Source organism: Acinetobacter sp. YH01006 (assembly GCF_013420445.1).
GTDB classification, from domain to species: domain Bacteria; phylum Pseudomonadota; class Gammaproteobacteria; order Pseudomonadales; family Moraxellaceae; genus Acinetobacter; species Acinetobacter pseudolwoffii.
Genome location: NZ_VOYB01000004.1, coordinates 156,025 through 177,676, shown reverse-complemented (window position 1 = coordinate 177,676; position 21,652 = coordinate 156,025). Strand labels below are relative to the sequence as shown.

Below are 21,652 nucleotides of genomic sequence, written 5' to 3'. Positions count from 1 at the left end.
GTAACGACAATGAATCAGATTAAAATTGGACATCAGGTCAAGTTGGCGCAATTTGAACACTATATTTTTACAGTGACAGCTGCACATCCGGATGGTTCTTTCACGGTCACTACCACACTGGATGGTCAGCAAATTCTCAGCTATGAAAATGTCGCCCAGGAAATGTTAAGACCACTCATGCGCTAAATCAGTAATGATTTATCCAGCGTCTTGAATTATTTTTTGCAAAATGAGAGAGGCCCGAAAAAAACTTGAGCTGGGTAAGCAGACGCTTTGGATCAATAAGTGTTTATTTGTTTGGAGCTTAGCTTCTTGCTGAGCCTTGAGATCTGTTAAATATATTTTTTTCTGTATGAGTGCAGTTTCTATATTAATAATTATGATGCTTCATTTGCCGAATTGAACATTTTATTCATGTTAAAAACGCTATAATAATAAGCGATAACCTTGTCATTCAAAGAGTTCAAAGAAAACGATGGCCCCTTTAGATCAAATTGCAGCAGTGTCAGATGACCAGTCAGAGTTAACGATGTCAGTTCTCATGACGCCAGATATGGCAAATTTTTCAGGAAATGTTCATGGTGGAACCATTCTGAAATTACTGGATCAGGTGGCGTATGCATGTGCGAGTCGCTATTCGGGCAGTTATGTCGTGACCTTATCGGTAGACAAGGTAAACTTTAAGGAACCAATTCATGTGGGTGAGCTGGTAACTTTCTTGGCCAGTGTCAACCATGTTGGTCGCACCTCGATGGAAATCGGGATTCGTGTAGAAGCGCAGAATATTCAAAAAAGAACGGTACGCCATACCAATAGCTGTTATTTCACTATGGTGGCCGTAGATGAAAATGGCAAACCGAAACAGATTCCGGCTTTGAACCTGGACAATGACTGGAAACGTTGCCGTTTTGAAGCAGCCGAACAGCGTAAAGTCGCGCGTTTGCAAGAGAATCATCATCCTTCATGCAGTATTTATAAAAAGACTGCACAGAGTTAAGCGGTGATTTAAAAACATCTTCATAAGAGTAATGCCAGTCAGTTAACCAATTGACTGGCATTTTCTTTTTTAAATTGAGGATTATATGTGATAGGTGGAAAAGTCATCCGCAACTGTTTGAGGCATGGGGTGTATTGCACCGCAAGATTTAAAAAATGATGGTTTCCATGACAAATTGACGAGTCGATGCTGGCTGACGAGTTTTGCGGTGAGGAGTATGACCGCAAGATGCCTTCCTTGCGAAGCTTCGCTGCTCAGTTGGGTGAAACCAAAGTAACAAATGATATTAAAGTATTTGATTTAAAACCTTAAGACTCCATCGTGAACGACTAAGCAGTTAAAGCGTCTATTTCTAAATTCTTTAACTGATCAGCATGACTTTATAGGAGAGTCTTTTTACTTTAATTTCAGTTTATGTCTGGAGCTTTATCGTTTTTTGCTCTAATATAAAACGATACGTATCGTATCTATTGTGTTTGAAGATAAGTAGACTTTATGAATCATGACGAAAAAAGCTCACGACGACAGCAATGTATCTTGCAGGCGGTTGCCGATGCATTGGCAGAGGGAGAGTATCATCAACTGACTATTGAGGCTGTTGCAGCACGAGCTGGGGTGGGAAAATCTACGATTTATCGCTGGTGGAAGCATAAATCGGAGCTGGTGCTAGATACCTTCAAACAGCATACGGTCTCAGTCTTTGAGCCTGATCCTGCAAATGACCTGAAAAGTAATCTGATTCGACAGCTAAGCTTGTTGTCTCAGGCGCTCAACCATCCGATTGGTCGGGCTTTACTGGTGGTAATCGCCAATCATCGTGAACTGGCCGGTGAATTCTTTCAGCAATATTTATTGCCGCGTCGACAGCAGACTCATCAACTGATTCAGCAAGCGATTGAGCGTGGCGAGATTCGCGCGGATTATCCTTTTGATTTAATGCTGGACAGTTTGTACGGCCCGATCCATTACCAGATTATTTTTTTCAATCGTATGCCGGATGAAAATTACATCCGGGCGCTGGCTGAGTTAGTGCTGCATCCTGCTGTGATTCAAGCCTGAGCCTGGTCTATTTTTCTTAAAGTTGGTTTTTATGTCTCTCAGCCCCGAGCGTTTATGGAATCGCTCATTTATCCTGTGCTTATTCAATAACTTTTTTCTGTTTGTTTATTATTTTGCCTTACTGACCATCTTGCCGATTTACATCATGAAAGATTTGGGGGGCTCAGTCAAAGAAGCGGGTCTGGCACTGACCTTGTTTCTGGCATCATCAATTGCAGTTCGGCCTTTTTTCGGCATGATCATCGAAAAACTGGGCAAGAAAATCTCGATGCGCGGTGCAGGCGTGATTTTTGCGCTGTTTGCCTTTGGCTATTTGCTCATTGATAGCTTGTGGTCACTGTTGCTGGTGCGATTTCTACATGGCATTTGGTTCAGTATTCTGACTACGGTGGCGGTGCCGGTGGCCAATGAATTTATTCCAGAACAGCGTAAAGGCGAGGGCATGGGCTATTTTGTCATGTCGACCAATCTGGGGGTGGTATTTGGCCCATTGCTGGCCTTGACCGTCATTCAATTCACTAGCTTTAAAAGCTTATTTGGGATTCTGGCTATTATTATTTCTCTAGGACTGATTTTCTGCTGGATGCTGAAAATTACCGAACTGCCAAAATCAAGGCGGATTGGCACAGAAAAAACCAAATTAAGTCTACAAGATATATTGGAAGTGAAAGTCCTGGCGGTAAGCTGTGTGGCATTGCTGACGGCATTTGCTTATTCGGGCATCATGAGTTTTATCACGGCATTTAGTGAAAGCAAGCAGCTTTTGGCTTATACCAGCGTATTTTTTATTGTATTTGCGGCTTCGATGCTGTTGGTACGGCCGTGGGTCGGGAAAATCTATGATCGTAAGGGGCCAAGTGCTGTCATTTATCCTTCCTTTATTTTCTTTGCGATTGGCCTAGTCATGGTGAGTCTGATATCCAATCAATGGACGCTCTGGTTATCAGCGGTCTTTGTAGGGATCGGTTATGGTTCATTATTTCCATGTCTGCAGACACTCGCAATTCAATCTGTCGATAAGCAGCGTATGGGACATGCGATTTCAACCTTCTTTACCCTGTTTGATCTGGGTTTGGCGGTAGGTTCCGTGGTGATGGGCCTATTGATTGCCTATTGGGGCTTTGAAGCGATGTATGTGTCGAGTGCTGCACTCGTCATTGTGACGATCTTGGTTTATCGTCAGTATGTGGCCAAAAGACCAATACACGTACCGGAAAATCAGGAAGCATAAAATGGAATTAAGACATTTACGTTATTTTGTCACTGTGGCCGAGGAACTGAATTTTACCCGGGCTGCGGAAAAATTGAATACTGTACAGCCTTCCTTAAGTCAGCAAATCAAGGATCTGGAGCGTGAGGTAGGCGTACAGTTACTGGAGCGAAATAACCGTAAGGTCAACCTGACCGAGGCCGGACAGGTTTTTTTAAAAGAAGCTTTGCTCAGTCTGGAACATGCAGAACGTGCGATCCACGCTGCCAGACAGATTGCCAATGCACATCAGGATCAGCTGAATATCGGATTTGTACCGGTTGCGGAAATGAAAGTCTTTCCCTATATCATGCCCAATATCCGCGCACATTTTCCTGAACTGAAAGCACTATTTCATAGTTTGACCGACGCTGAGCAGTTTAGTGCTTTAAGAAAAGGCCAGATCGATATTGCTTTTACCCGCTATCCGGGACAGTCGAGCGAGTTTGATTCGATCCGGATTTTTGATGAACCTTTAACCCTGATTGTGCCTAAAGATTCTCCGGTTGCGACCCTGCCACATGTCAGTATTAAGAGCTTTGAAAATCAGGATTTTGTCATTAGTGATGAACAGGCTTCACCACAATTGCATCGAATTATTCAAGACTTTTTTAAACAGTCCAAATTGAAGGTCAATGTGGTGCAGCATTCGACCAATATCCTGCTCAATGTCAATCTGGTCGGGATGGGCGTGGGCTGGAGTCTGGTGCCGGCCTATGTGATTCCATTACTCGGCGATAATATCGTGGTCAAAAAGACCCTTGAACCTTTGCCCATGATTGGGCTATATGCCAATTATCGTAAAGACCAAAAACATGTGGTGATTGATCTGATTTTAAAAGTCTTAAAAGAAAAGTTTTGTGTCGATCTTTTTTAAGATTTACATCTTTGGTCTGCCTATATTTTAAAAGCTGTGCGACAGAAATGATCTGTAGCACATCTGTGTAAATTGACACAGAAAACCGTTTTATACTGAAGCTCTAAAAATAAAAAATGGTTAAAGCAATATGATGAAGCTCTATAACAATCCGCAATCACGGGGCCTGACCCTGTTGCCCTTATTGAAAGAATTGCAGATTGAAGACCAGATTGAGCAGGTGGAAGTGTCCTATGAATATATGCATCAAGCTGAATATTTACAGATTAATCCGATGGGAAAAGTTCCCTGTCTGGTCGATCAGGAGATTGTCATTTCAGAAATGGCCGCCATTTTTATCTATCTGGCAGATAAGTATTCTGACCAAGGCTTGGCACCTGCTTTGGATGAACCCAAGCGTGGGGCATATTTAAAATGGATATTGTTCTGTCATGGGCCCTTCACCGAATATATCGATATAAAAAATTTGCAGGTCTCGCCAGAAAATATTGAACAGAACCGCAGAAGTTTAAGTTTCGGGAATGAAGCAGCCGTATTTGATTTTCTGAAACAGGGCATAAGCCAGGCCAATCCCTATTTGCTGGGTGAAGAATTTTCCGCAGCAGACTTATATGCGGCTTATTGTTTAGTCTTTGCGATCTCTGCAAAAATTTTACCGCCATTTGACGAGTTCAGACCCTATTTGCAGCAGATGGCCTCTCGTGATTCCCTGAAAGACATGCCGTGGTTTCAAGACTATCGAGTTTAGTTCATCGCTCTGTATCACTTGATCTGGATATCTCATCACAATAAAAAACCACGCCGAAGCGTGGTAAAAAATGACCTTAAAATTATTTCAGGTACAGTTTTTTAAACAGTTGCTGACTGGTGTTTTCCAGTGATTGTGGAATGGCCAGTGCGGCCACAAAACGGTCAGGACGCAAGATCACCACTGAATCGGAAGTATTGCCAAACCAGGAGCGAATTTCTGTGCCGCTATCACCAATGGTGATGACATCTTCAAACTGTTGGCGCTGGGTATTTTGTAACTGTACTGCCGGAATGACCTGAATAAATTTCACACCGAGGGTTTTCCACTGTTGCAGTGTCTCTGGACTCAGGCCCCATTTTGGATCGACACCCCAGGCAATAATGGCAAAATCATTGCCAATCACTTCATCCAGTAACACTGTTTCACCTGATGCAAGCTGAACTTGAGGCTGAATGAACATCTTGCCAATTGGAGAATTTTTGGCGCCGTTGCTCAAAAGCACACCATCATGATATTTCGGCATCGGTTTAAAGCGCATTTCCAGCAGGTACTGTTTGATCGGCTTGATATAGTTCAGGGCATAGGCGATACCGTCACGGACAAAACCTTGCCACTTTTTTGGTGGTGCCAATACATGACCGGCCATCACGGACAGATCAATCATGGCTTTGGCATGGTCTTTACGTTCAATCTGATAAGAATCTAAAAGTGCGGGGCCGGTTTTGCCTTGAACCACCAGTGCGACTTTCCAGGCCAGGTTAAAGGCATCCCGCATCCCGCTGTTATAACCCTGACCTTGCCATACCGGCATAATGTGCGCAGCATCACCTGCCAGTAAAATACGGTTTACCCGGAATTTGTCCGCAATACGGGCATTATGGGTATAAACACGCTGACGGATCACTTCGATGCCGTCGGTACTTGGAAGCACTTTGGCCAGTAATTTGGCAATATTTTCCGGTTTGCTGAGTTCTTCCTGAGTTTCACCCGGCATAACCATAAATTCAAAACGGCGAATTCCATGGGGCAATGCGGCGGATACATAAGGACGTACCGGATCACAACACAGGTAAATATGCGGTGTCGCAAGCGGATCATTTTCAAGATCGATTACGATCCATTGATTCGGCGCAGTTTCACCCTCAAAAGCAATGCCCAGATTACGGCGTACATAAGAGTTACCGCCATCACAGGCAATCAGGTACTGGGCACGGACTGTTTCTGTATTCCCTTGTTCATTTTGCAGGTTAAGCGTTACACCCTCGGCATCCTGACTAAACTGGGTCAATTGACGTGAGAACAGCACCTGCGTATTTTCATATTGTTTTAAGCCCTGAAGCAGAACCTGATCGACTTGTGGCTGAATAAAGGCATTACGGCGCGAAAATCCAAATTCACGGGTTAAAGGTTGAATATCTGCAAAACAGCGACCCTTAGGTGTTAAAAAGCGCATGGCATGATTGGGCGTGGTATGGGGCAAGACTTGATCGACCAAACCTAAGGATTGAATGGTACGCAAAGATTCATCATCGATCCCAATGGCACGTGGATAATCAATCAAACTATCCAGTTGCTCGACCATCGTGACGCTCACGCCTTGCTTGCTCAGATAGTTGGCAATGGTTAAGCCTACAGGCCCAGCGCCGAGGATTGCTACATCAGTGCTGTAATTGGTATTGCTCATAGTGAATGTCCATTCAATCGACTTGCATTTCAATCTATTAAGGGACAGTTCTGAGCTGTAAACAAGTTAGGCGATAGTAGTTGAGCTATATGAATAATATTAATCTTAAGTGGATTTTTATTATTTAAATAATTGAATTTAAATGATAAATTTAAAATAATTCAATAGTCATTCTCAATCCTGTGATCAGTTTTAACTATGATGGGCATTTAAATCTAGTCAATAAAAATGCTGAACCCGCAGCAAGCATGATTCAGCATCGATCAATATGAGGCAGTACAGGCTAAGCCTACTGGAGAAATACTGCCCTGATATTTTCTTTGATCATTTAACCCGTCGTTAAATCACTTAACGTGCTGCAGGTGTTGCGCTTTCTGTTGCAGCTTCAGATGCAGCTGGTTGTTCTGCATTTGCGCCAGCAACCGGAGCATTTGACTCAGGCAATTCCTGGGTACTGACAATCACTTTTTCTTCAGTGTTTGTATTTGCATTTGTTGTTTCAGTCGCGGCAAAGCTGGTGGCTGCAGCAGCAGTAAGCGTTGTTGCAAGTAAGATTTGTGCATATTTCATTTTTGGCATCCTTTATTTATGTCATATAATTTGCCGAGCTGACCATCACATCAATTCGACAGGAGTTCATCCTAAGCACTGAAATTTTGATGAGCAAATCAATTAACAAAAGCGACACGGAGTGAATAACTCAGCATATACACAATGCAGAAAGTTGTTTAATTACTGTTAATTATGCAGTGTTCTATTTAATGAAAATGTATATGAATGTTTCAAAAAGCTAAATTTTAAATATGAATAAACATCAAGATTCTCTATTTGAGATAATTCTCTTAACTTATAAACTGATGGTTTCAAGTCGCCATTGAGCAAGAAAATGTCTCTACAACCATGCTGTGTCCTATAATACAGGGCATGATCTTGTCTATTTAATCTCTTGAGAACCGATTTTGAAAATTCTGTCCGCAGCACAGCCGATTCCTGTCCATATCATTTCTGGATTTTTGGGGGCGGGTAAAACCACACTGCTTAAACATTTATTACAGCAGAAACCTGAACAGGAAATCTGGGCCGTACTGATGAATGAGTTCGGTCAGATCGGGGTCGACCAGCAGTTATTACCACAAGATTCAGGCTATGCGGTAAAGGAATTACTGGGTGGCTGCCTATGTTGTAGTAGTCAGTTGCCGATGCAGATTGCCTTGTCACGTTTACTGTCCGAAGTGAAACCGGATCGGCTGTTTATCGAGCCGACCGGGCTGGGACATCCTGCACAATTGTTAGAACAGTTGACGGAACCGCATTGGCACAGTCATTTAAACATGCAGGCTTTGGTCACTGTGGTTGATGGTTCACGTTTGCATGATCAGGATTGGTCACAGCAAAATCTGTATGCAGATCAGCTTAAGGCCGCGCAGATTGTGGTGATTTCACATACAGATTTAATGACAGCCGAAGATCATGCTGCGCTTACGCAGCTTCAGGCGGAATATCAAGTCTATGCCCAGCAGTGGTTGTGCACAGAGCAGGGACAGCTGAGTATTGAGCAGATTAAACAGGATTATCAAGGTTCTGTACGTCAGCTCCAGCCTTTATTAAAACAGCAACAGATCAATCCTTCCCCAGAGGCACCCGTGCTGATTCAGCAGCTGCCTTATCATTATGTGGAAAGCGCGCAGGGCTATCAGGTTGCGGGCTGGAAGTTGCCAAAACGCTGGCAATTTCATTTTTATGATTTGCTCGACTTGCTGTGTGAACAAAAAGACTGGCTCAGAATCAAAGGAATTTTTAATACCGATCAGGACTGGAAAAGCTTTAATTTCAATCCGGAGCAGTTTAATTATCAGTCGGTTGAGGCAGGTATTGATAACCGGATCGAAGTGATTTATCAACAGTCACGGGATTGGCTGGAGTTTGAAAGCGCGTTGATGCAATGCCGTATTGATCCGGAAAAATAATAGTACTGTTGCTAAGGCGCTGAATGAGTTATTGACCTAAATCTGTTCAGCAAAATACTGCTAAATCTTATATGCTAGGCGCCAAATTTGAGGATTGTGTTATGGCGTTAAAAGCGACGATTTATAAGGTTGATTTGAATATTGCAGATATGGATACGCACCGTTATGCAGATTATCAGTTGACGATGGCGCTGCATCCTTCAGAAACCATTGAACGCCTGATGGTGCGTATTCTGGCGTATGCGCGTTATGCCGATGAAGCGCTGGAATTTACCAAGGATCTGTTTGAAACCGATGAGCCGGCCTTGTGGGAAAAAGACCTCACTGGTCAATTGGTGAAATGGATTGAAGTCGGTAGCCCGGATGAAGATAAAGTCAAAAAAGCCAGTGCGCGCTGTAAGCAAGTGGCTGTGGTGACCTATGGTTCTGCGGTAGATGAATGGTATAAGCGCAGCAGCAAATTAAAGACGTTAAAGAATGTGGAGGTGTGGAAATTATCGACTACAACCACCGATGCATTGCCACAATTATGTGCACGCACCATGCAGTTACAGCTCAATGTGATGGATGGTGAATGGACTCTGATTGGCGATCAGGGGCAGGTGCTGGTCGAGTGGGAACAGTTACAATAAGGACGCATAAGGATGCACGTCTGGACTTGTATCCTGTCGCTTAAATTGCGTATACCTGAGGAATAAAAATACTCAGGGTTGTGTCATGTACCATGAACTTTATGATTTACTGCTGGCCGTCGCGATCGGGGCCATTATTGGTGCAGAACGTGAATATCACAGTAAATCTGCCGGACTGCGTACCATGATCATGGTCAGTCTCAGCTCCTGTCTGTTTACTATCATTTCCCTGAAAATAGGCGTGGAAAATCCTGACCGGCTGGCGGCCAATGTCCTGACGGGGCTAGGCTTTTTAGGGGCAGGGGTCATTCTCAAAGATGAGAACCGTATTTCAGGAATTACCACGGCCACCACCATCTGGATGACCGCAGCACTGGGCATGGCAGCCGGTGCGGGTTATGAAATCCTGAGTATCTGGGCCACTTTAATGGTCATGGTGGTACTGGTTCTACTGATGTATGTACAGCGCGGGATCGAGTCGCTGAATCAGGAACGTAATTACGAAATTGTCTGTCCTTTTGAGAAACATGAGCTCAACCATTATGAATCGCTTTTCAAACAATATAAGCTAAAAGTCATGCATTCTTCACAGCGCAAGGTTGAGCAGCAGATTAGCGGAAGATGGGTGCTGATGGGATCGGCCAAAAACCATCAAAAACTCACCCTGCATTTACTCAATGATCAGAATATTCAGGAACTCAGCTTTTAATCCATCAAGGACTAAAGCCTAAAAAAATCAATCAATCCGGTTTATACTGGTTTTTGAATTTATGCCAATCTCAGGTAAATAAGTATGATTAACGAACTTGAAATTATTGATTTAAAAGTAGGCGAAGGGAAAGAGGCGGTAAAAGGCGCGCTGATTACCACACACTATACCGGCTGGCTAGAAGATGGAACCAAGTTTGATTCATCGATTGATCGCGGTAATTATTTTGAAACCGTGATCGGAACAGGCCGTGTGATCAAAGGTTGGGATCAGGGCATTTTGGGCATGAAAGTGGGCGGTAAACGTAAACTGCTGGTGCCGGCACATTTGGCCTATGGCGAACGTAAAATGGGCAAAGTGATTCCAGCCAATTCAGACCTGATTTTTGAAATTGAACTGTTTGATGTAAAAACACGTGATTAATTCATTGAAATAAGATTCATTCAGTATCATGAGTGAATGCTGATCGGGAGAAGTCTCAGTATTGGGGGCTTCTTCCGATAAACTACAAAAAAATATTTGAACTCCCTGATATTCCAAGTAGATTATAAGAAGAATAAAGCTCTTTTTCAGGAAACTACTGTCTTTGCAAAACGTGATAAGGAATGTCTATTTTGTAATGTGGGTTTGGGCCATAAGCTGGGGCATCTTGATGAGCACTTCAGTATCTGCCCAGATCGCTGCCACATCCCCCGGGGTGCAGCAGCAGTTCCGTGATCATATCTCTGAAATTCATTTTAGCGAACACAGCAGCAGCCCTTTGCAGGGGAAATGGTTATTTTATCCGAGCCAGTTTATTGTCCAGCCAAGTTCCGTACTGTTATCAAAAACAGTGGAATTGCCGGCTTCTTTTAAAATACTGACCAACTCAAATATTGGTTATGGCACATTTATTAGCCATTATAAAATTCCTAAAGAATTTATCGGACGCCGGATTGCCATTCGGATTCCTGCTCAATATGGCGCTTATCGGGTCTATGTAAATGGCGAGTTTATTGTCCGGCTTGGGCAAATCAGTAAAACACCTGAACAGCAGATCACTGAAAAAGCCCCCCGGATTGGCTATTTCGTTGCAGACAGTGAATACATTACCTTAAGCATTCAGGCCTCGAATTACACTCATTTGCATGGAGGGCTGGAACGCCCAATGCAGATTGGGGTCGCAGGTACAGTCAATCGTCAATTCCAGCAGTTGATGATGAGTATTGCCATGACCTGTGGCGCAGTACTCGGGGTGGGTGTTTTCAATATCCTGTTTTCAATATTTCGAGGATCGAAAGAGCGTAATAGCAAAAGCATTTTTGTGTTTGGCTGTTTTATTATCTTTCTGGCCCTGCATAATATGTTTTCAGCGCCCTATGCTTATTCGGTATTTACCAATATCGACTGGTTATGGGGAACACGTTTAGAGTATCTGTTTACGTTTCTGGCGGTATTGTTTTTCCTCAGTTATATGCATCTGTTTAATCAGCGCTATTTAAAACCGCTGATTTATTATATTGCGATCGTCTTATTGATTTTGAATATCAGTGTGACGCTATTTTCTACCCCAGAGTTATTTGAACGTCTTGCGCTCTATAGTGCGATTTATGGTCTGGTGATTATTGGGAATTTCATGTACGGGTTTTATCAGACCCTACGTGATAAGCAACCGTATTCACGCCTGAATCTGTTTGCCATTATTTTCTTGTGTCTGACATTTTTAAATGACTATCTCTTGCTGATTAATGTCATTCAAACCACACATTTGTCTTTCATTTCCACCAGTTTATATGCCTTGTTGATTATGTTTCAGCAGTCTAGACACTATGCGCATCAAACTTATCAGACAGAACAGCTAAATTTTAACCTCATCGAGCTCAACAGTTCGCTTGATCAAAAAGTCAAAGAGCGTACCCAGCAACTGCATCAACTAAATGCCAAACTGGAACATCAGATGAAGATTGATGCGCTGACCGGTGCTTTTAACCGGCGTGCTTTAAATAGTGAAATCCAGCAGAAGTTTTTGCAAAGCCAGCAACATTCACATGCCACACTGCTTTTTGCCATGCTGGATGTTGATTATTTTAAAAATTATAATGATCATTATGGCCATTTAAAGGGTGATGAGATTCTACAAAACCTGGTTAAGGTGATTCAGGCCAGCTTGCCTCAATCGGGTTATCTGGCGCGTTATGGCGGGGAGGAATTTGCCATTCTGCTTGGTGATATACCGATTCCGGTTGCCCTGCAATATCTGGAACGTGTCATTCAGCAGGTTCGGGAACAACAATTTGAACATCTAAACCGGCCGGATGGCAAAGCCTGGATCACGGTCAGTGTGGGCGCGGCTTGGATAAGCCCACAACATCAATATGCCGATATTCATGCCTTGATGAAAGCTGCAGATGTGCAGCTGTATCTGGCCAAACACACCGGGCGTGATCAATTAAACTTTGAGCAGGGCGCGGATTAAAAAACGTATTTATACAGATATGATCCATCATCTTGTGAATGTGCAGGGCTGGAATCAAATCCACATCGCTGATAATAGCTGAGGGCTGTTTGAGTCGACTTGACTGCAATCTGATAGATTTTTTTCTCTACTAATGCTGCATGCATTTGATTAAATAATTTGGTGCCAAATCCAAGCCTCTGGCAATGTGGGGCGACATAATGCATCCGGATTTCTCCAGTATCACTGACCAATAAAAACCCGACTACTTTGTCGTGCACAAGGCAAACCCAACAATCGTTATAAAGCATATCGACAATCAGGCTGGCGTGATCAAATTTTTCCAGCCAGCTTTGGATGCGACTGTCCTCACGTTGATGATCTAAAACACAAGATTGAATACTGTCATGAATCACCTGAATAATTTGAGGTATATCCTGAATCTTCCCTTCACGAATCACCATGTTATTCATTTTCTCGAACATTTACAGGAAGGCTTCATTGGAAGAGAAATGCAGGTTGAAACAAAATAACAATCTTGTAGTTTTTTGAGAGGATTTTCTTAAAAAACCAGTAGGTGAAGATAACTTATGTTGCTGATCTGTCGGTTTTGTTTATCTGATTTTCTAAAATCAACGCTTCTCAGGAGCGGGTGCTCAAATTTACAGCAAGCTTTGCTAGAATCGCCGTGCTTACTTTAAATCCCCATAAAATCGAGTCAAGGATGCCATCATCGAAATAGTGCAGGAGTTTGCACTGTCTAAAAAATAGACGTATGCTAGGTGTTAGGCCATTATTCAAATGAATATGAAGTGCTCGGTAATAAAAATAAAATCAGCCACACGAGATGATCTACTATGTTTAAATTGTTGCTCTTGCTGTGTATTTTTTTGCTGTTCAATGCCGCCTGGATCGTGGGGCGGAAAATTTATAAAACCCAGTCTTATCTCTCTGCGCAGCGTGCAGAAAAACCTGAACAAATTGCCAGTATTTCAGAACATGTCATGACTACGCATGAGGAACAGGTGCATCTGGTTGATGCTTATGAACTGGAACTGTTTGATGATGTGGCTCAGCTGTTTTTTCAGCGTCATGTAGCTATTCAGGACAGGGCACAGGCAGAGCAGTTACAGCAGGAAATCTTGCAAAAAATGCCCATGCAAAGCAGTACACAAATTCGTCAGATGGATTTAGGGGAGTGGTCGATTTTCTGGAATTTTTACCATCAGTCACTGGAATATTATGTCGGCCGCTATGGCGTGTTTTATACGCATGTCGACCGTTTTGGCCAAGAGCATCGTCAGGAAATTCGTACCGATCTTTTACAGTCAGATTGTGCTTGATCTCTCTGCTCAGGAAGCTTGTAAGTTTTGCAGGAGACGATAGGCGTTAAACATCAAGCTGCATATTTAAGCCGATGTAATTCGGAAAAGGTATTTAAGGCATCTTGCCAGATTTTTTCTGCCCCCTGACGGAAATAGCCCATATGACCAATGTCCTTTAAACCATAATCTTCAGCTTTAAGATCAATATAATGCACGTTTGCTTGACGGTAATATTGCATAAAAGCATGTCTGGAATTAGGCAGGGCCCAAGTATCATCGAGAGCAGCAACCGCATAAATCGGAGTACTTACCGCAGCATAACGTGTGTGTAAGTCTTTCAAATCCGGATCGGCAAAGAAATAGGTCGGATATTTGCACCACTTACGCCACTGACGATAGACATCACGTGGCAAGTCTGCACCCATGTTAAATTTGCTCCATGGCAAATAGCCGGTGATTGCTACGAGTGGAGGGAAAACAATATTCCAGATCATCTGAACCTTGATTTTTTCCTTGAGCGGCATATAACCATGCCAGCCGGCGCCTGTGCCATAACAGTACATCGCTTCGATGCGGTCATGATGTTTACACAGACCTAATGCCTGACCTCCATAGGAATGGCCAATCATATAAATATCCAGTCCTGTCCGGCCCAAATATTCAATTGCCGCACTCAGGTCATATTCTCCCCAGTCCAGATAAGACATTTTAAAGCCTTTGAGCTGTTTCGGTGCGGAAGCGGCCACCCCTCGATAATCGAAGGTCAGCACCTGAAAACCGGCATGAGTTGCATATTCTGCAAAACGGCGATAAAACGCTTGCGGTACTCCCGTTGCACAGGCAACGACAATATTGGCCTTCGCCACAGACGGTGTCCGGTAGAGTTTGCCACTTAAGCTATAACCATCTTCTGCCAGAAACTGGACACTTTCTACCTGCATTTTTACCTGCACCATGAGTATATCCTTCGTTATATTGGATGAGATCTTGTTTTTTGTGCGCTAGCTTATGTTTAATCCAATAATGGGCCAGATGTCAAAACTCGGCAGTCGTATAGCGAGAAGAACCCTTTAAACATATATGAAGATTGCTGCGCTATCATCATGTCTAAACAGGGGGAAATAGTATGATTATTGATTTTCAGCAGGCGAAATTACAGAAGTTTATGGCTCTGGCAATGAAGATCGAAGCGCAGCCTGAACTGTATGTGCAGTTTGATTCGGTTTCAGACTTTTATAAAGCAGACTGGCTGCGGGATTTTCCAAACGGAACCACATGGTATGTGTCCGGTCTAGACGATGGCGCCGATGAATTTCATGTCGTGATTGACTATGCCACAGCGCAGCTACAGATCAGTTGTGGCCAGACACAGTTGTCTGCAAAACTATCTTGCAAAGATTGACCGAATTGCCGCTATTTCCCGATAAAAGAATAATGACAGATGCTATAAAGTTGATATAAATTGCAGAATCATCTCTGTGTTTGGTTTTATTTGCGATAGTCCGGAGTGACCTAAGCGAATAATGCAATAAAAATAAGGAAAAATAGCATGGCACATCAGTTCACTGTGAAAGCAATTATCAATGGCGTGTCTATTGATGAATTTAAACGTCTGGCCAATGATATTCGTTTGCATGAGGCAGTCTGTCATCGAATTCCTGCGCAAAATTTAGAAATTCTGGTCTCGGAAAAGCAGGGGCATATGTATACCTTGAAACGTGCCTATAATCTGGATGTCAACATCCCGGATATGGCAAAAAAATTACTCAAGGATGCATTCCGTTTGCAGCGTACCGATATCAGCGATCTGAATCAAATGACATCGACGGTACAACTCGGGGCAAATTTACCGATCGAGGCGACCTGTCAGCGTGCAGTCACTGGAGATGAAGACCAGATCCAGTTTCAGCTCAACTGGACAGTAAAGGTCAAAGTGCCGTTGCTCGGCGGTATGCTGGAAAAGCATGCAGAAGGCGAGATTCGTAAATTTAGTGAAATTGAACTCAGTATCGTTGAAGATGAATTACGCAAGAGCCTAACAGCCTGAATTAGTGCACCCATCTCGTTCACCAATATTTAAAAAGGGCACTTTTAAGCTGGGTGGTGGCGGTCAATTCGGCAATGTATAGCCATTTAGCTTGCTGCCGTTCTCTAAGCAATGCGGCTTAAGACGTAGAAAAATAATAAGGCAATACAGATGGGATTGAGTGCCGTTTGATCGACTGAAGAAACGGCATCATATTATTTATATTTATGCCGCTAACTTTGAGCTTAATCACTTCTTCTATGATATTGCATCGCCAGTCGATAAGCGAGTTGATCCACATTCAGTAATTATCTGCGCGTACTGCGCAACATGAGCTAACCATCTGCATGCTATTGTTTGTATAGATATTTTTGATTGGTGAAACAGATTGCTGAATTGCAGTGCCATAAGCAAAGACTTCGACCATACCGCCTTGCATGCCCAGTTCCGTAGTGCTCAGCCGAATCCCCATAATCTGGGTGGCTCCGATTCTTTCAGCTTCAAGTTTTAAACGTACAATCGCCTCACGCCGTGCCCGCTCTACCACGCTTTCATAGCTGGTCAAACGACCTCCCAACATGTTCTGCACATTGGCAATTGCGTATTTAAAATAATCATGGGAAATGACCACATTACTGCTGATCATCTGTCCGGAATGTTCAGATAAGATAAAGCGGCTGTTGTTGACCTGGATATAAGCCAGTCGTTGTTCCTGTTCGTCTAGATAACGAAAATGTTTGCGTTCATTATAACGACCAAAGCCAAAACCGACGCTAAACAGAATGACAAAAATGACGATCTGAAAAATTAAACCGTCCATGAATTATTCTGCCTGTGGAAAAGGGTCGGGTAATTTTGGCATGACTGGATCAACAATGACCGCCGTTCCATAGACAAACAGTTCAGAGGCGCCTTGGGCAATATTGGAGGTCGAGAAACGAATACCGACAATCGCATTGGCACCCATGCTACGGGCTTTTTCAACCATCCGGTTCATCGCTTCCTGACGGGATTCTTCCAGCAGCTCGGTATAAGCAGTAAGCTCACCCCCGACAATATTTTTCAGGCCAGCGAGTAAATCACGCCCGACATGTTTGCTGCGTACCGTACTGCCATAAACCACATCAATTTGTTGGCGAATAGTATGTCCCGGTACAGATTCCAGATTGCTAAGTAACATGCGTATGTTTTCTAAATAAATTGCTGGTCTATGACAATAGGAAAACTGCCTTGAAAATGCAATAAAAAAGCCCACCGAAGTGAGCTTTTCTTTTTCTATTTTAAATCTATTTCGCCTGCTGTTCTGCTGCGCGGCGTTGTTCAGTCACGGACGGCTGATTCGGCAGGGTATCCGTGGTATTGACTTTTAAGCCTCCGCCGAGGGTCTTGTAGACTTCAACCTGATTGTTCAAGTTGGCCTGTTCAAGCAAGAGCAAGCCTTGTTCTGCGGCATAAGAGGCACGCTGTGCATCCAGTACCGTCAGATAGCTGTCAATCCCGGCGCGAAAACGTGCCTGCGACAGGCGATAGGTGGTATTGGTGGCTTCTACCAGACGGCGCTGTGCAGCAATTCGATCACCAATGTTTTGGCGAACTGCTAGCGCATCATTTACTTCACGAAAAGCGGCTTGAATCGACTTTTCGTAATCTGATAATGCAATTTGCTGATCGGTTTCAGAAATCTGGATATTGGCCTGACGGGTACCCCAATCGAAAATTGGAATATCCAGACTTGGGCCAAAGGACCAGCCAAAACTGCCTGATTTAAACAGATCGCCTAAATCGGTCGATGCATAACCTGCTGAACCGGTCAAACTGATGGTCGGGAACAGGCGTGCGCGTGCTGCTGCAATATTGGCACCCGCTGCAGACAGACGATACTCGGCAGCGCGTACATCTGGACGGTTAATCAGCAGATCACTTGGCAAGCCTGCACCCAGTGCCGTATTGGATGTGATGCGGGTTACGCGTTGTGCCGGCAATAAAGTCGCAGGCACTTGCTGACCGACCAGCAGGTTTAACAGGTTTTGTGCCTGTGCCACCTGAGTGCGGTAATTCGCGACATCATTGCGTGCCGTTTCGACGGAAATCTGGGCCTGACGCACAGGAAGTTCGCTGTCGATCCCGACATCAAAACGTTTCTTGTTCAGGTTAAACGATTCAAGCTGTGCTTTTAGCGTTTGTTCAGCCAAAGCCAGATTGGCATTGGCAAATGAATAGCTGAGCCAGGCTTGAGACACCTGACCAATCAGTGCAATTTGCGTCGCATCTCGCGCACTTTGAGTCGCCAGGAAGTTATCCAGTGCATTGTCACTTAAGCTACGTACACGCCCCCAAAAGTCCAGCTCAAATGCGGTTACACCCAGACCTACATTATAGGTGGTTACAGCACCGCGGCTTTGAGGATTGCTACTGCCCGTGTCTTGACGTAACACGCTGCCACTGGCACCAATGGTCGGTAACTGATTGTTTTCAGTAATCTGATACTGTTGCTGGGCGCGTTGAATATTCAGGGCAGCAGTGCGCAGATCACGGTTATTGTTTAATGCCAGATCGAGCACCTGTAACAGGCGCTGATCGGCAAAAAAGTTTTTATAACCTTGTTCTGCTACAGAAGTACCAGACGCATTGGTATAGCTGCTCGGGATATTTGCCTGTGCAACCGGCTCTGGACCACGCATGCTTTGACAGGCTGTCAAAGCAAGCGCAAGGGCAGATACCGCAATGCTACGACCTGTAATAGACCATACATTTTGCATTACGACTTATACTCCTGATTTTGTTGTTTTGGTTTGTATTTAAAGATACTTCGAATCCACACGTAGAATACCGGGATAAAGAAGATACCTAACAAGGTCGAGCTGATCACGCCACCAAGTACACCATAACCGACTGAGTGCTGACTACCTGCACCTGCACCTGAAGCCAGGGCAAGCGGCAATACACCAAAACCAAAGGCCAAAGTGGTCATGATAATTGGACGTAAACGCATTTTCGCCGCATGCAAGGTTGCTTCGAATAAATCTTCACCTTGCTCTTGTAGCTCTTTCGCAAATTCCACGATCAAGATCGCATTTTTCGCAGAAAGACCAATCACGGCAATGATCGCCACCTGGAAGTAAATGTTATTCGACAGGTTCGGGTTTTGCAGCAGCACCATCCCGCCATAAGTCATGAGCAATGCACCGACGATACCCAATGGCACCACCAGCAGAACCGAGAACGGAATCGACCAGCTTTCATACAGGGCTGCCAGACACAGGAATACGATCAGGAGTGACAGGGCATACAGGAACGGCGCCTGTGCACCAGATTCACGTTCTTCCAAAGACAGACCGGTCCATTCGAAGTCAAAGCCGGTTAAGCCCATTTCTGGTAACTTCGCCGCAATTTCTTCCATGGCCACCATGGCATCACCCGAACTGATTCCCGGAGCCGGTGTACCTTGAATGTTCATCGACGATACGCCGTTATAACGTTCAAGACGTGGTGAACCATAGGTCCATTCGCCTGTGGCAAAGGCCGAGAAAGGCACCATTTCACCGCGATTATTACGCACATACCACTGGTCCAGATCTTCCGGCATCATACGTGAGCCAGCTTCACCCTGAACATATACCTTCTTGACCCGACCGCGATCAATGAAGTCATTGATGTACGAACCGCCCCAAGCAATACCCATAGTACTGTTAATTTCGGCAACGCTGACACCCAGTGCACCTGCTTGCGCATGATCCACAATGACACGGTACTGAGGAGTATCTTCCTGACCGTTTGGACGTACACCTGCCAGACGCGAATCTTGTGCTGCCATGCCCAGGATTGCATTACGTGCTGCCAGAAGCTGGTCATGACTTTGACCACTTGCAGCCTTGAGCTGTAAGTTGAAGCCAGCCGACACACCCAGTTCAGGCATCGCAGGAAGCTGCAATGGCATGATATAAGAGGCATCTTTGACAATCATGTTCAGCGCCATACCACGTTGAATAATGGCACCGACCTGAGATTCCGGACTGTTACGTTCAGACCAGTCTTTCAGTTTAATAAAGGCCAGACCTGCGTTTTGTCCCACACCGGTAAAGGAGAAACCTGCCACACTAAACACCGACTCGACATGATCTTTCTCGTTTTCCAAGAAATAGTTGGTCATGGTGTTGACCACTTTGTCGGTACGTTCCAGGGTAGCATTTGGCGGTAGCTGAACCAGCGCCATAACCACACCCTGATCTTCATCCGGCAGGAATGAAGACGGCAGTTTCTGGAACAGCAGCACGATAACACCCAGCACTACTGCATAGACAATGCCTGAGAAAATCTTGCTGTGGGTCATGCGATTTACGCCGCCCTGATATTTCACCGCCACATTGTCAAAGCTGCGGTTAAACCAGCGGAAGAAGCGGGCAAAGATACCGTTACTTTGCGGCTTGTTCGGATCATGCTGTTTCAGCAAGGTCGCACACAGGGCAGGGGTAAAGGTTAATGCCACTATCAGCGACAAGACCATTGCTGTGACCAGCGTAATCGAGAACTGACGATAAATAACCCCGGTGGTTCCACCGAAGAATGCCATAGGAACGAATACTGCTGACAGCACCGAGGTAATACCAATCAGTGCGCCAGAAATCTGTTTCATCGACTTTTCAGTCGCAGAAACCGGATCCAGATGCTCTTCCACCATGACCCGTTCTACGTTCTCGACCACAACAATGGCATCATCGACCAGAAGACCGATCGCCAGCACCATGGCAAACATGGTCAGGGTATTAATCGAGAAGCCGAAGACGTTAATCACGGCAAAGGTACCCAAGACCACGACTGGAACGGCCATGGTTGGAATGATCGTGGCACGCCAGTTCTGCAAGAACAGGAACATGACCAGGAACACCAGGATAATCGCTTCGATCAGCGTTTTGACTACGCTCTTGATCGACAGTTCAATAAATGGTGTTGTATCAAAGGCCAGTTGATCGACCATGCCTTGCGGATAGTTCGGACGTAACTGTTCTAAGCGTTCTTCAACCGCTTTTGCTGTATCAAGCGCGTTAGCACCTGTGGCAAGTTTAATTGCCACACCACCAGCCGGTTTGCCATTAAATTTCGAATCAAACTGATAGTTATCTGCACCGAGTTCCACCCGTGCAACATCACCCAGACGAACTTGCGCGCCCGAAGTGGTATTTTTTAGGAAGATATTGCTGAACTGTTCTGGGGTTTGTAACAGGCTTTGAGCCGTTACGGTTGCATTCAGCACTTGACCTTCAACAGCAGGAGCACCACCAAGCTGACCGACCGCAACCTGTGCGTTCTGGGTGCGAATTGCAGTCGCAATATCGCTCGGTGTTACTTGCAGGCTGGCCATTTTGGCCGGATCTAGCCAGATGCGCATCGCATAAGAGCCACCAAAGACCTGAACTTCACCAACCCCGGCCACACGGCTTAAAGGTTCAGAAATATTCGAGTTGACATAGTCTTTGATGTCATCGGCGGTCAGGCTGCCATCAGGTGAATAGAAAGCCAATACCTGAAGGAAGCTGGCACCGGATTTGGTGACACGCACACCCTGACGCTGTACATCTTCGGGAAGAAGTGCAGTGGCAGACTGTAATTTGTTCTGAACCTGAACCTGTGCGATATCAGGATCAACACCCTGGTCAAAGTTCAAGGAAATAGAAGAAGAACCGTTACCCGCGCTGTTAGACGAGATATAACGTAAGCCATCCATACCGTTCATCTGCTGCTCGATGATCTGGGTGACTGTATTTTCAACAGTTTCAGCAGATGCACCTGGATAAGTCGCAGAAATGGTCACGGTTGGCGGAGCAATCGTTGGATATTGTGCAATTGGCATTTTGCTGATGGTTAAAATACCGGCCAGCATGATAACCAATGCAATCACCCATGCAAAAATCGGGCGATGAATAAAGAATTGAGCCATGAACCAT

23 protein-coding genes are annotated in these 21,652 nt (G+C 44.6%); 15 read left to right on the top strand and 8 right to left on the bottom strand.

Going from position 1 to position 21,652, the window contains the following annotated elements; all coding sequences use genetic code 11:
* Window positions 1–9 precede the first annotated feature (9 nt).
* From FTT73_RS05450 to FTT73_RS05425, 7 genes are all read left to right on the top strand, one after another.
* Window positions 10–186 carry a hypothetical protein gene (locus tag FTT73_RS05450; RefSeq protein WP_167381266.1) on the top strand — a complete coding sequence of 59 codons (177 nt, stop codon included), beginning with the start codon at window positions 10–12 and terminating at the stop codon, window positions 184–186.
* A gap of 289 nt (window positions 187–475) precedes the next feature.
* Complete coding sequence (locus FTT73_RS05445; RefSeq protein WP_004280680.1) at window positions 476–997, top strand: acyl-CoA thioesterase; 522 nt, start codon at window positions 476–478, stop codon at window positions 995–997.
* 186 nt (window positions 998–1,183) lie between these two features.
* A complete protein-coding gene (locus FTT73_RS16310) occupies window positions 1,184–1,309 on the top strand; it encodes a hypothetical protein (protein WP_257232856.1) in 126 nt (41 codons plus the stop codon).
* A gap of 183 nt (window positions 1,310–1,492) precedes the next feature.
* Entirely contained in the window at window positions 1,493–2,056 is a 564-nt protein-coding gene (locus FTT73_RS05440; protein WP_180191127.1) for a TetR/AcrR family transcriptional regulator, read from the top strand.
* Window positions 2,057–2,087: 31 nt separating this feature from the next.
* The gene (locus FTT73_RS05435; protein ID WP_180191126.1) at window positions 2,088–3,287 is read left to right on the top strand and encodes an MFS transporter; all 1,200 of its coding nucleotides are present in this window, start codon (window positions 2,088–2,090) and stop codon (window positions 3,285–3,287) included.
* Between the two features lies 1 nt (window position 3,288).
* Window positions 3,289–4,182, top strand: coding sequence for a LysR substrate-binding domain-containing protein (locus tag FTT73_RS05430; RefSeq protein ID WP_005097811.1), 894 nt, complete (start codon window positions 3,289–3,291; stop codon window positions 4,180–4,182).
* Window positions 4,183–4,315: 133 nt separating this feature from the next.
* Window positions 4,316–4,930: a glutathione S-transferase family protein gene (locus FTT73_RS05425; RefSeq protein ID WP_180078251.1), complete on the top strand. Its 615-nt coding sequence runs from the start codon at window positions 4,316–4,318 to the stop codon at window positions 4,928–4,930.
* 82 nt (window positions 4,931–5,012) lie between these two features.
* On the opposite strand, the gene FTT73_RS05420 is transcribed toward FTT73_RS05425, so the two are convergent.
* Window positions 5,013–6,617 carry a bifunctional 3-(3-hydroxy-phenyl)propionate/3-hydroxycinnamic acid hydroxylase gene (locus FTT73_RS05420; protein ID WP_180191125.1) on the bottom strand — a complete coding sequence of 535 codons (1,605 nt, stop codon included), beginning with the start codon at window positions 6,615–6,617 and terminating at the stop codon, window positions 5,013–5,015.
* Between the two features lie 348 nt (window positions 6,618–6,965).
* Complete coding sequence (locus tag FTT73_RS05415) at window positions 6,966–7,187, bottom strand: hypothetical protein (protein WP_180078206.1); 222 nt, start codon at window positions 7,185–7,187, stop codon at window positions 6,966–6,968.
* 389 nt (window positions 7,188–7,576) lie between these two features.
* Between FTT73_RS05415 and FTT73_RS05410 the strand changes: the two genes are divergently transcribed.
* The 5 genes from FTT73_RS05410 (at window position 7,577) to FTT73_RS05390 (ending at window position 12,380) form a co-directional block, all read left to right on the top strand.
* Window positions 7,577–8,584: a GTP-binding protein gene (locus FTT73_RS05410; protein ID WP_100357878.1), complete on the top strand. Its 1,008-nt coding sequence runs from the start codon at window positions 7,577–7,579 to the stop codon at window positions 8,582–8,584.
* A gap of 101 nt (window positions 8,585–8,685) precedes the next feature.
* The gene (locus tag FTT73_RS05405) at window positions 8,686–9,216 is read left to right on the top strand and encodes a YaeQ family protein (RefSeq protein ID WP_005169770.1); all 531 of its coding nucleotides are present in this window, start codon (window positions 8,686–8,688) and stop codon (window positions 9,214–9,216) included.
* Between the two features lie 85 nt (window positions 9,217–9,301).
* On the top strand, window positions 9,302–9,925 hold the full coding sequence (locus tag FTT73_RS05400) for an MgtC/SapB family protein (protein ID WP_005097799.1): 624 nt from the start codon (window positions 9,302–9,304) through the stop codon (window positions 9,923–9,925).
* 84 nt (window positions 9,926–10,009) lie between these two features.
* Window positions 10,010–10,348, top strand: a complete 339-nt coding sequence (locus FTT73_RS05395) for an FKBP-type peptidyl-prolyl cis-trans isomerase (protein ID WP_005097798.1) — start codon at window positions 10,010–10,012, stop codon at window positions 10,346–10,348.
* Window positions 10,349–10,577: 229 nt separating this feature from the next.
* Window positions 10,578–12,380: a diguanylate cyclase gene (locus FTT73_RS05390; RefSeq protein WP_100357896.1), complete on the top strand. Its 1,803-nt coding sequence runs from the start codon at window positions 10,578–10,580 to the stop codon at window positions 12,378–12,380.
* Here the strand turns inward: FTT73_RS05390 and FTT73_RS05385 are convergent.
* The gene (locus FTT73_RS05385) at window positions 12,377–12,844 is read right to left on the bottom strand and encodes a GNAT family N-acetyltransferase (RefSeq protein ID WP_005097793.1); all 468 of its coding nucleotides are present in this window, start codon (window positions 12,842–12,844) and stop codon (window positions 12,377–12,379) included. The genes FTT73_RS05390 and FTT73_RS05385 overlap by 4 nt on opposite strands.
* Window positions 12,845–13,216: 372 nt before the next feature.
* Between FTT73_RS05385 and FTT73_RS05380 the strand changes: the two genes are divergently transcribed.
* On the top strand, window positions 13,217–13,702 hold the full coding sequence (locus FTT73_RS05380; protein WP_005169777.1) for a hypothetical protein: 486 nt from the start codon (window positions 13,217–13,219) through the stop codon (window positions 13,700–13,702).
* Window positions 13,703–13,755: 53 nt separating this feature from the next.
* Here FTT73_RS05380 and FTT73_RS05375 read toward each other — a convergent pair whose 3' ends face one another.
* A complete protein-coding gene (locus tag FTT73_RS05375; protein ID WP_180191124.1) occupies window positions 13,756–14,640 on the bottom strand; it encodes an alpha/beta fold hydrolase in 885 nt (294 codons plus the stop codon).
* 170 nt (window positions 14,641–14,810) lie between these two features.
* Between FTT73_RS05375 and FTT73_RS05370 the strand changes: the two genes are divergently transcribed.
* Window positions 14,811–15,086 (top strand): hypothetical protein, encoded by a 276-nt coding sequence (locus tag FTT73_RS05370; RefSeq protein WP_180078202.1) that lies wholly within the window; start codon window positions 14,811–14,813, stop codon window positions 15,084–15,086.
* Between the two features lie 147 nt (window positions 15,087–15,233).
* The gene (locus FTT73_RS05365) at window positions 15,234–15,731 is read left to right on the top strand and encodes a DUF2505 family protein (RefSeq protein WP_005097789.1); all 498 of its coding nucleotides are present in this window, start codon (window positions 15,234–15,236) and stop codon (window positions 15,729–15,731) included.
* 280 nt (window positions 15,732–16,011) lie between these two features.
* Here FTT73_RS05365 and FTT73_RS05360 read toward each other — a convergent pair whose 3' ends face one another.
* The 4 genes from FTT73_RS05360 to FTT73_RS05345 form a co-directional block, all read right to left on the bottom strand.
* Complete coding sequence (locus FTT73_RS05360) at window positions 16,012–16,530, bottom strand: YbjQ family protein (protein WP_005097787.1); 519 nt, start codon at window positions 16,528–16,530, stop codon at window positions 16,012–16,014.
* Window positions 16,531–16,533: 3 nt separating this feature from the next.
* Complete coding sequence (locus tag FTT73_RS05355) at window positions 16,534–16,890, bottom strand: YbjQ family protein (RefSeq protein WP_005097785.1); 357 nt, start codon at window positions 16,888–16,890, stop codon at window positions 16,534–16,536.
* Between the two features lie 106 nt (window positions 16,891–16,996).
* Window positions 16,997–18,469, bottom strand: a complete 1,473-nt coding sequence (gene adeK / locus FTT73_RS05350) for a multidrug efflux RND transporter AdeIJK outer membrane channel subunit AdeK (RefSeq protein ID WP_005097784.1) — start codon at window positions 18,467–18,469, stop codon at window positions 16,997–16,999.
* Window positions 18,469–21,645 carry an efflux RND transporter permease subunit gene (locus FTT73_RS05345; protein ID WP_005097783.1) on the bottom strand — a complete coding sequence of 1,059 codons (3,177 nt, stop codon included), beginning with the start codon at window positions 21,643–21,645 and terminating at the stop codon, window positions 18,469–18,471. The genes adeK and FTT73_RS05345 overlap by 1 nt, the downstream gene beginning before the upstream one ends.
* Window positions 21,646–21,652: the final 7 nt, after the last annotated feature.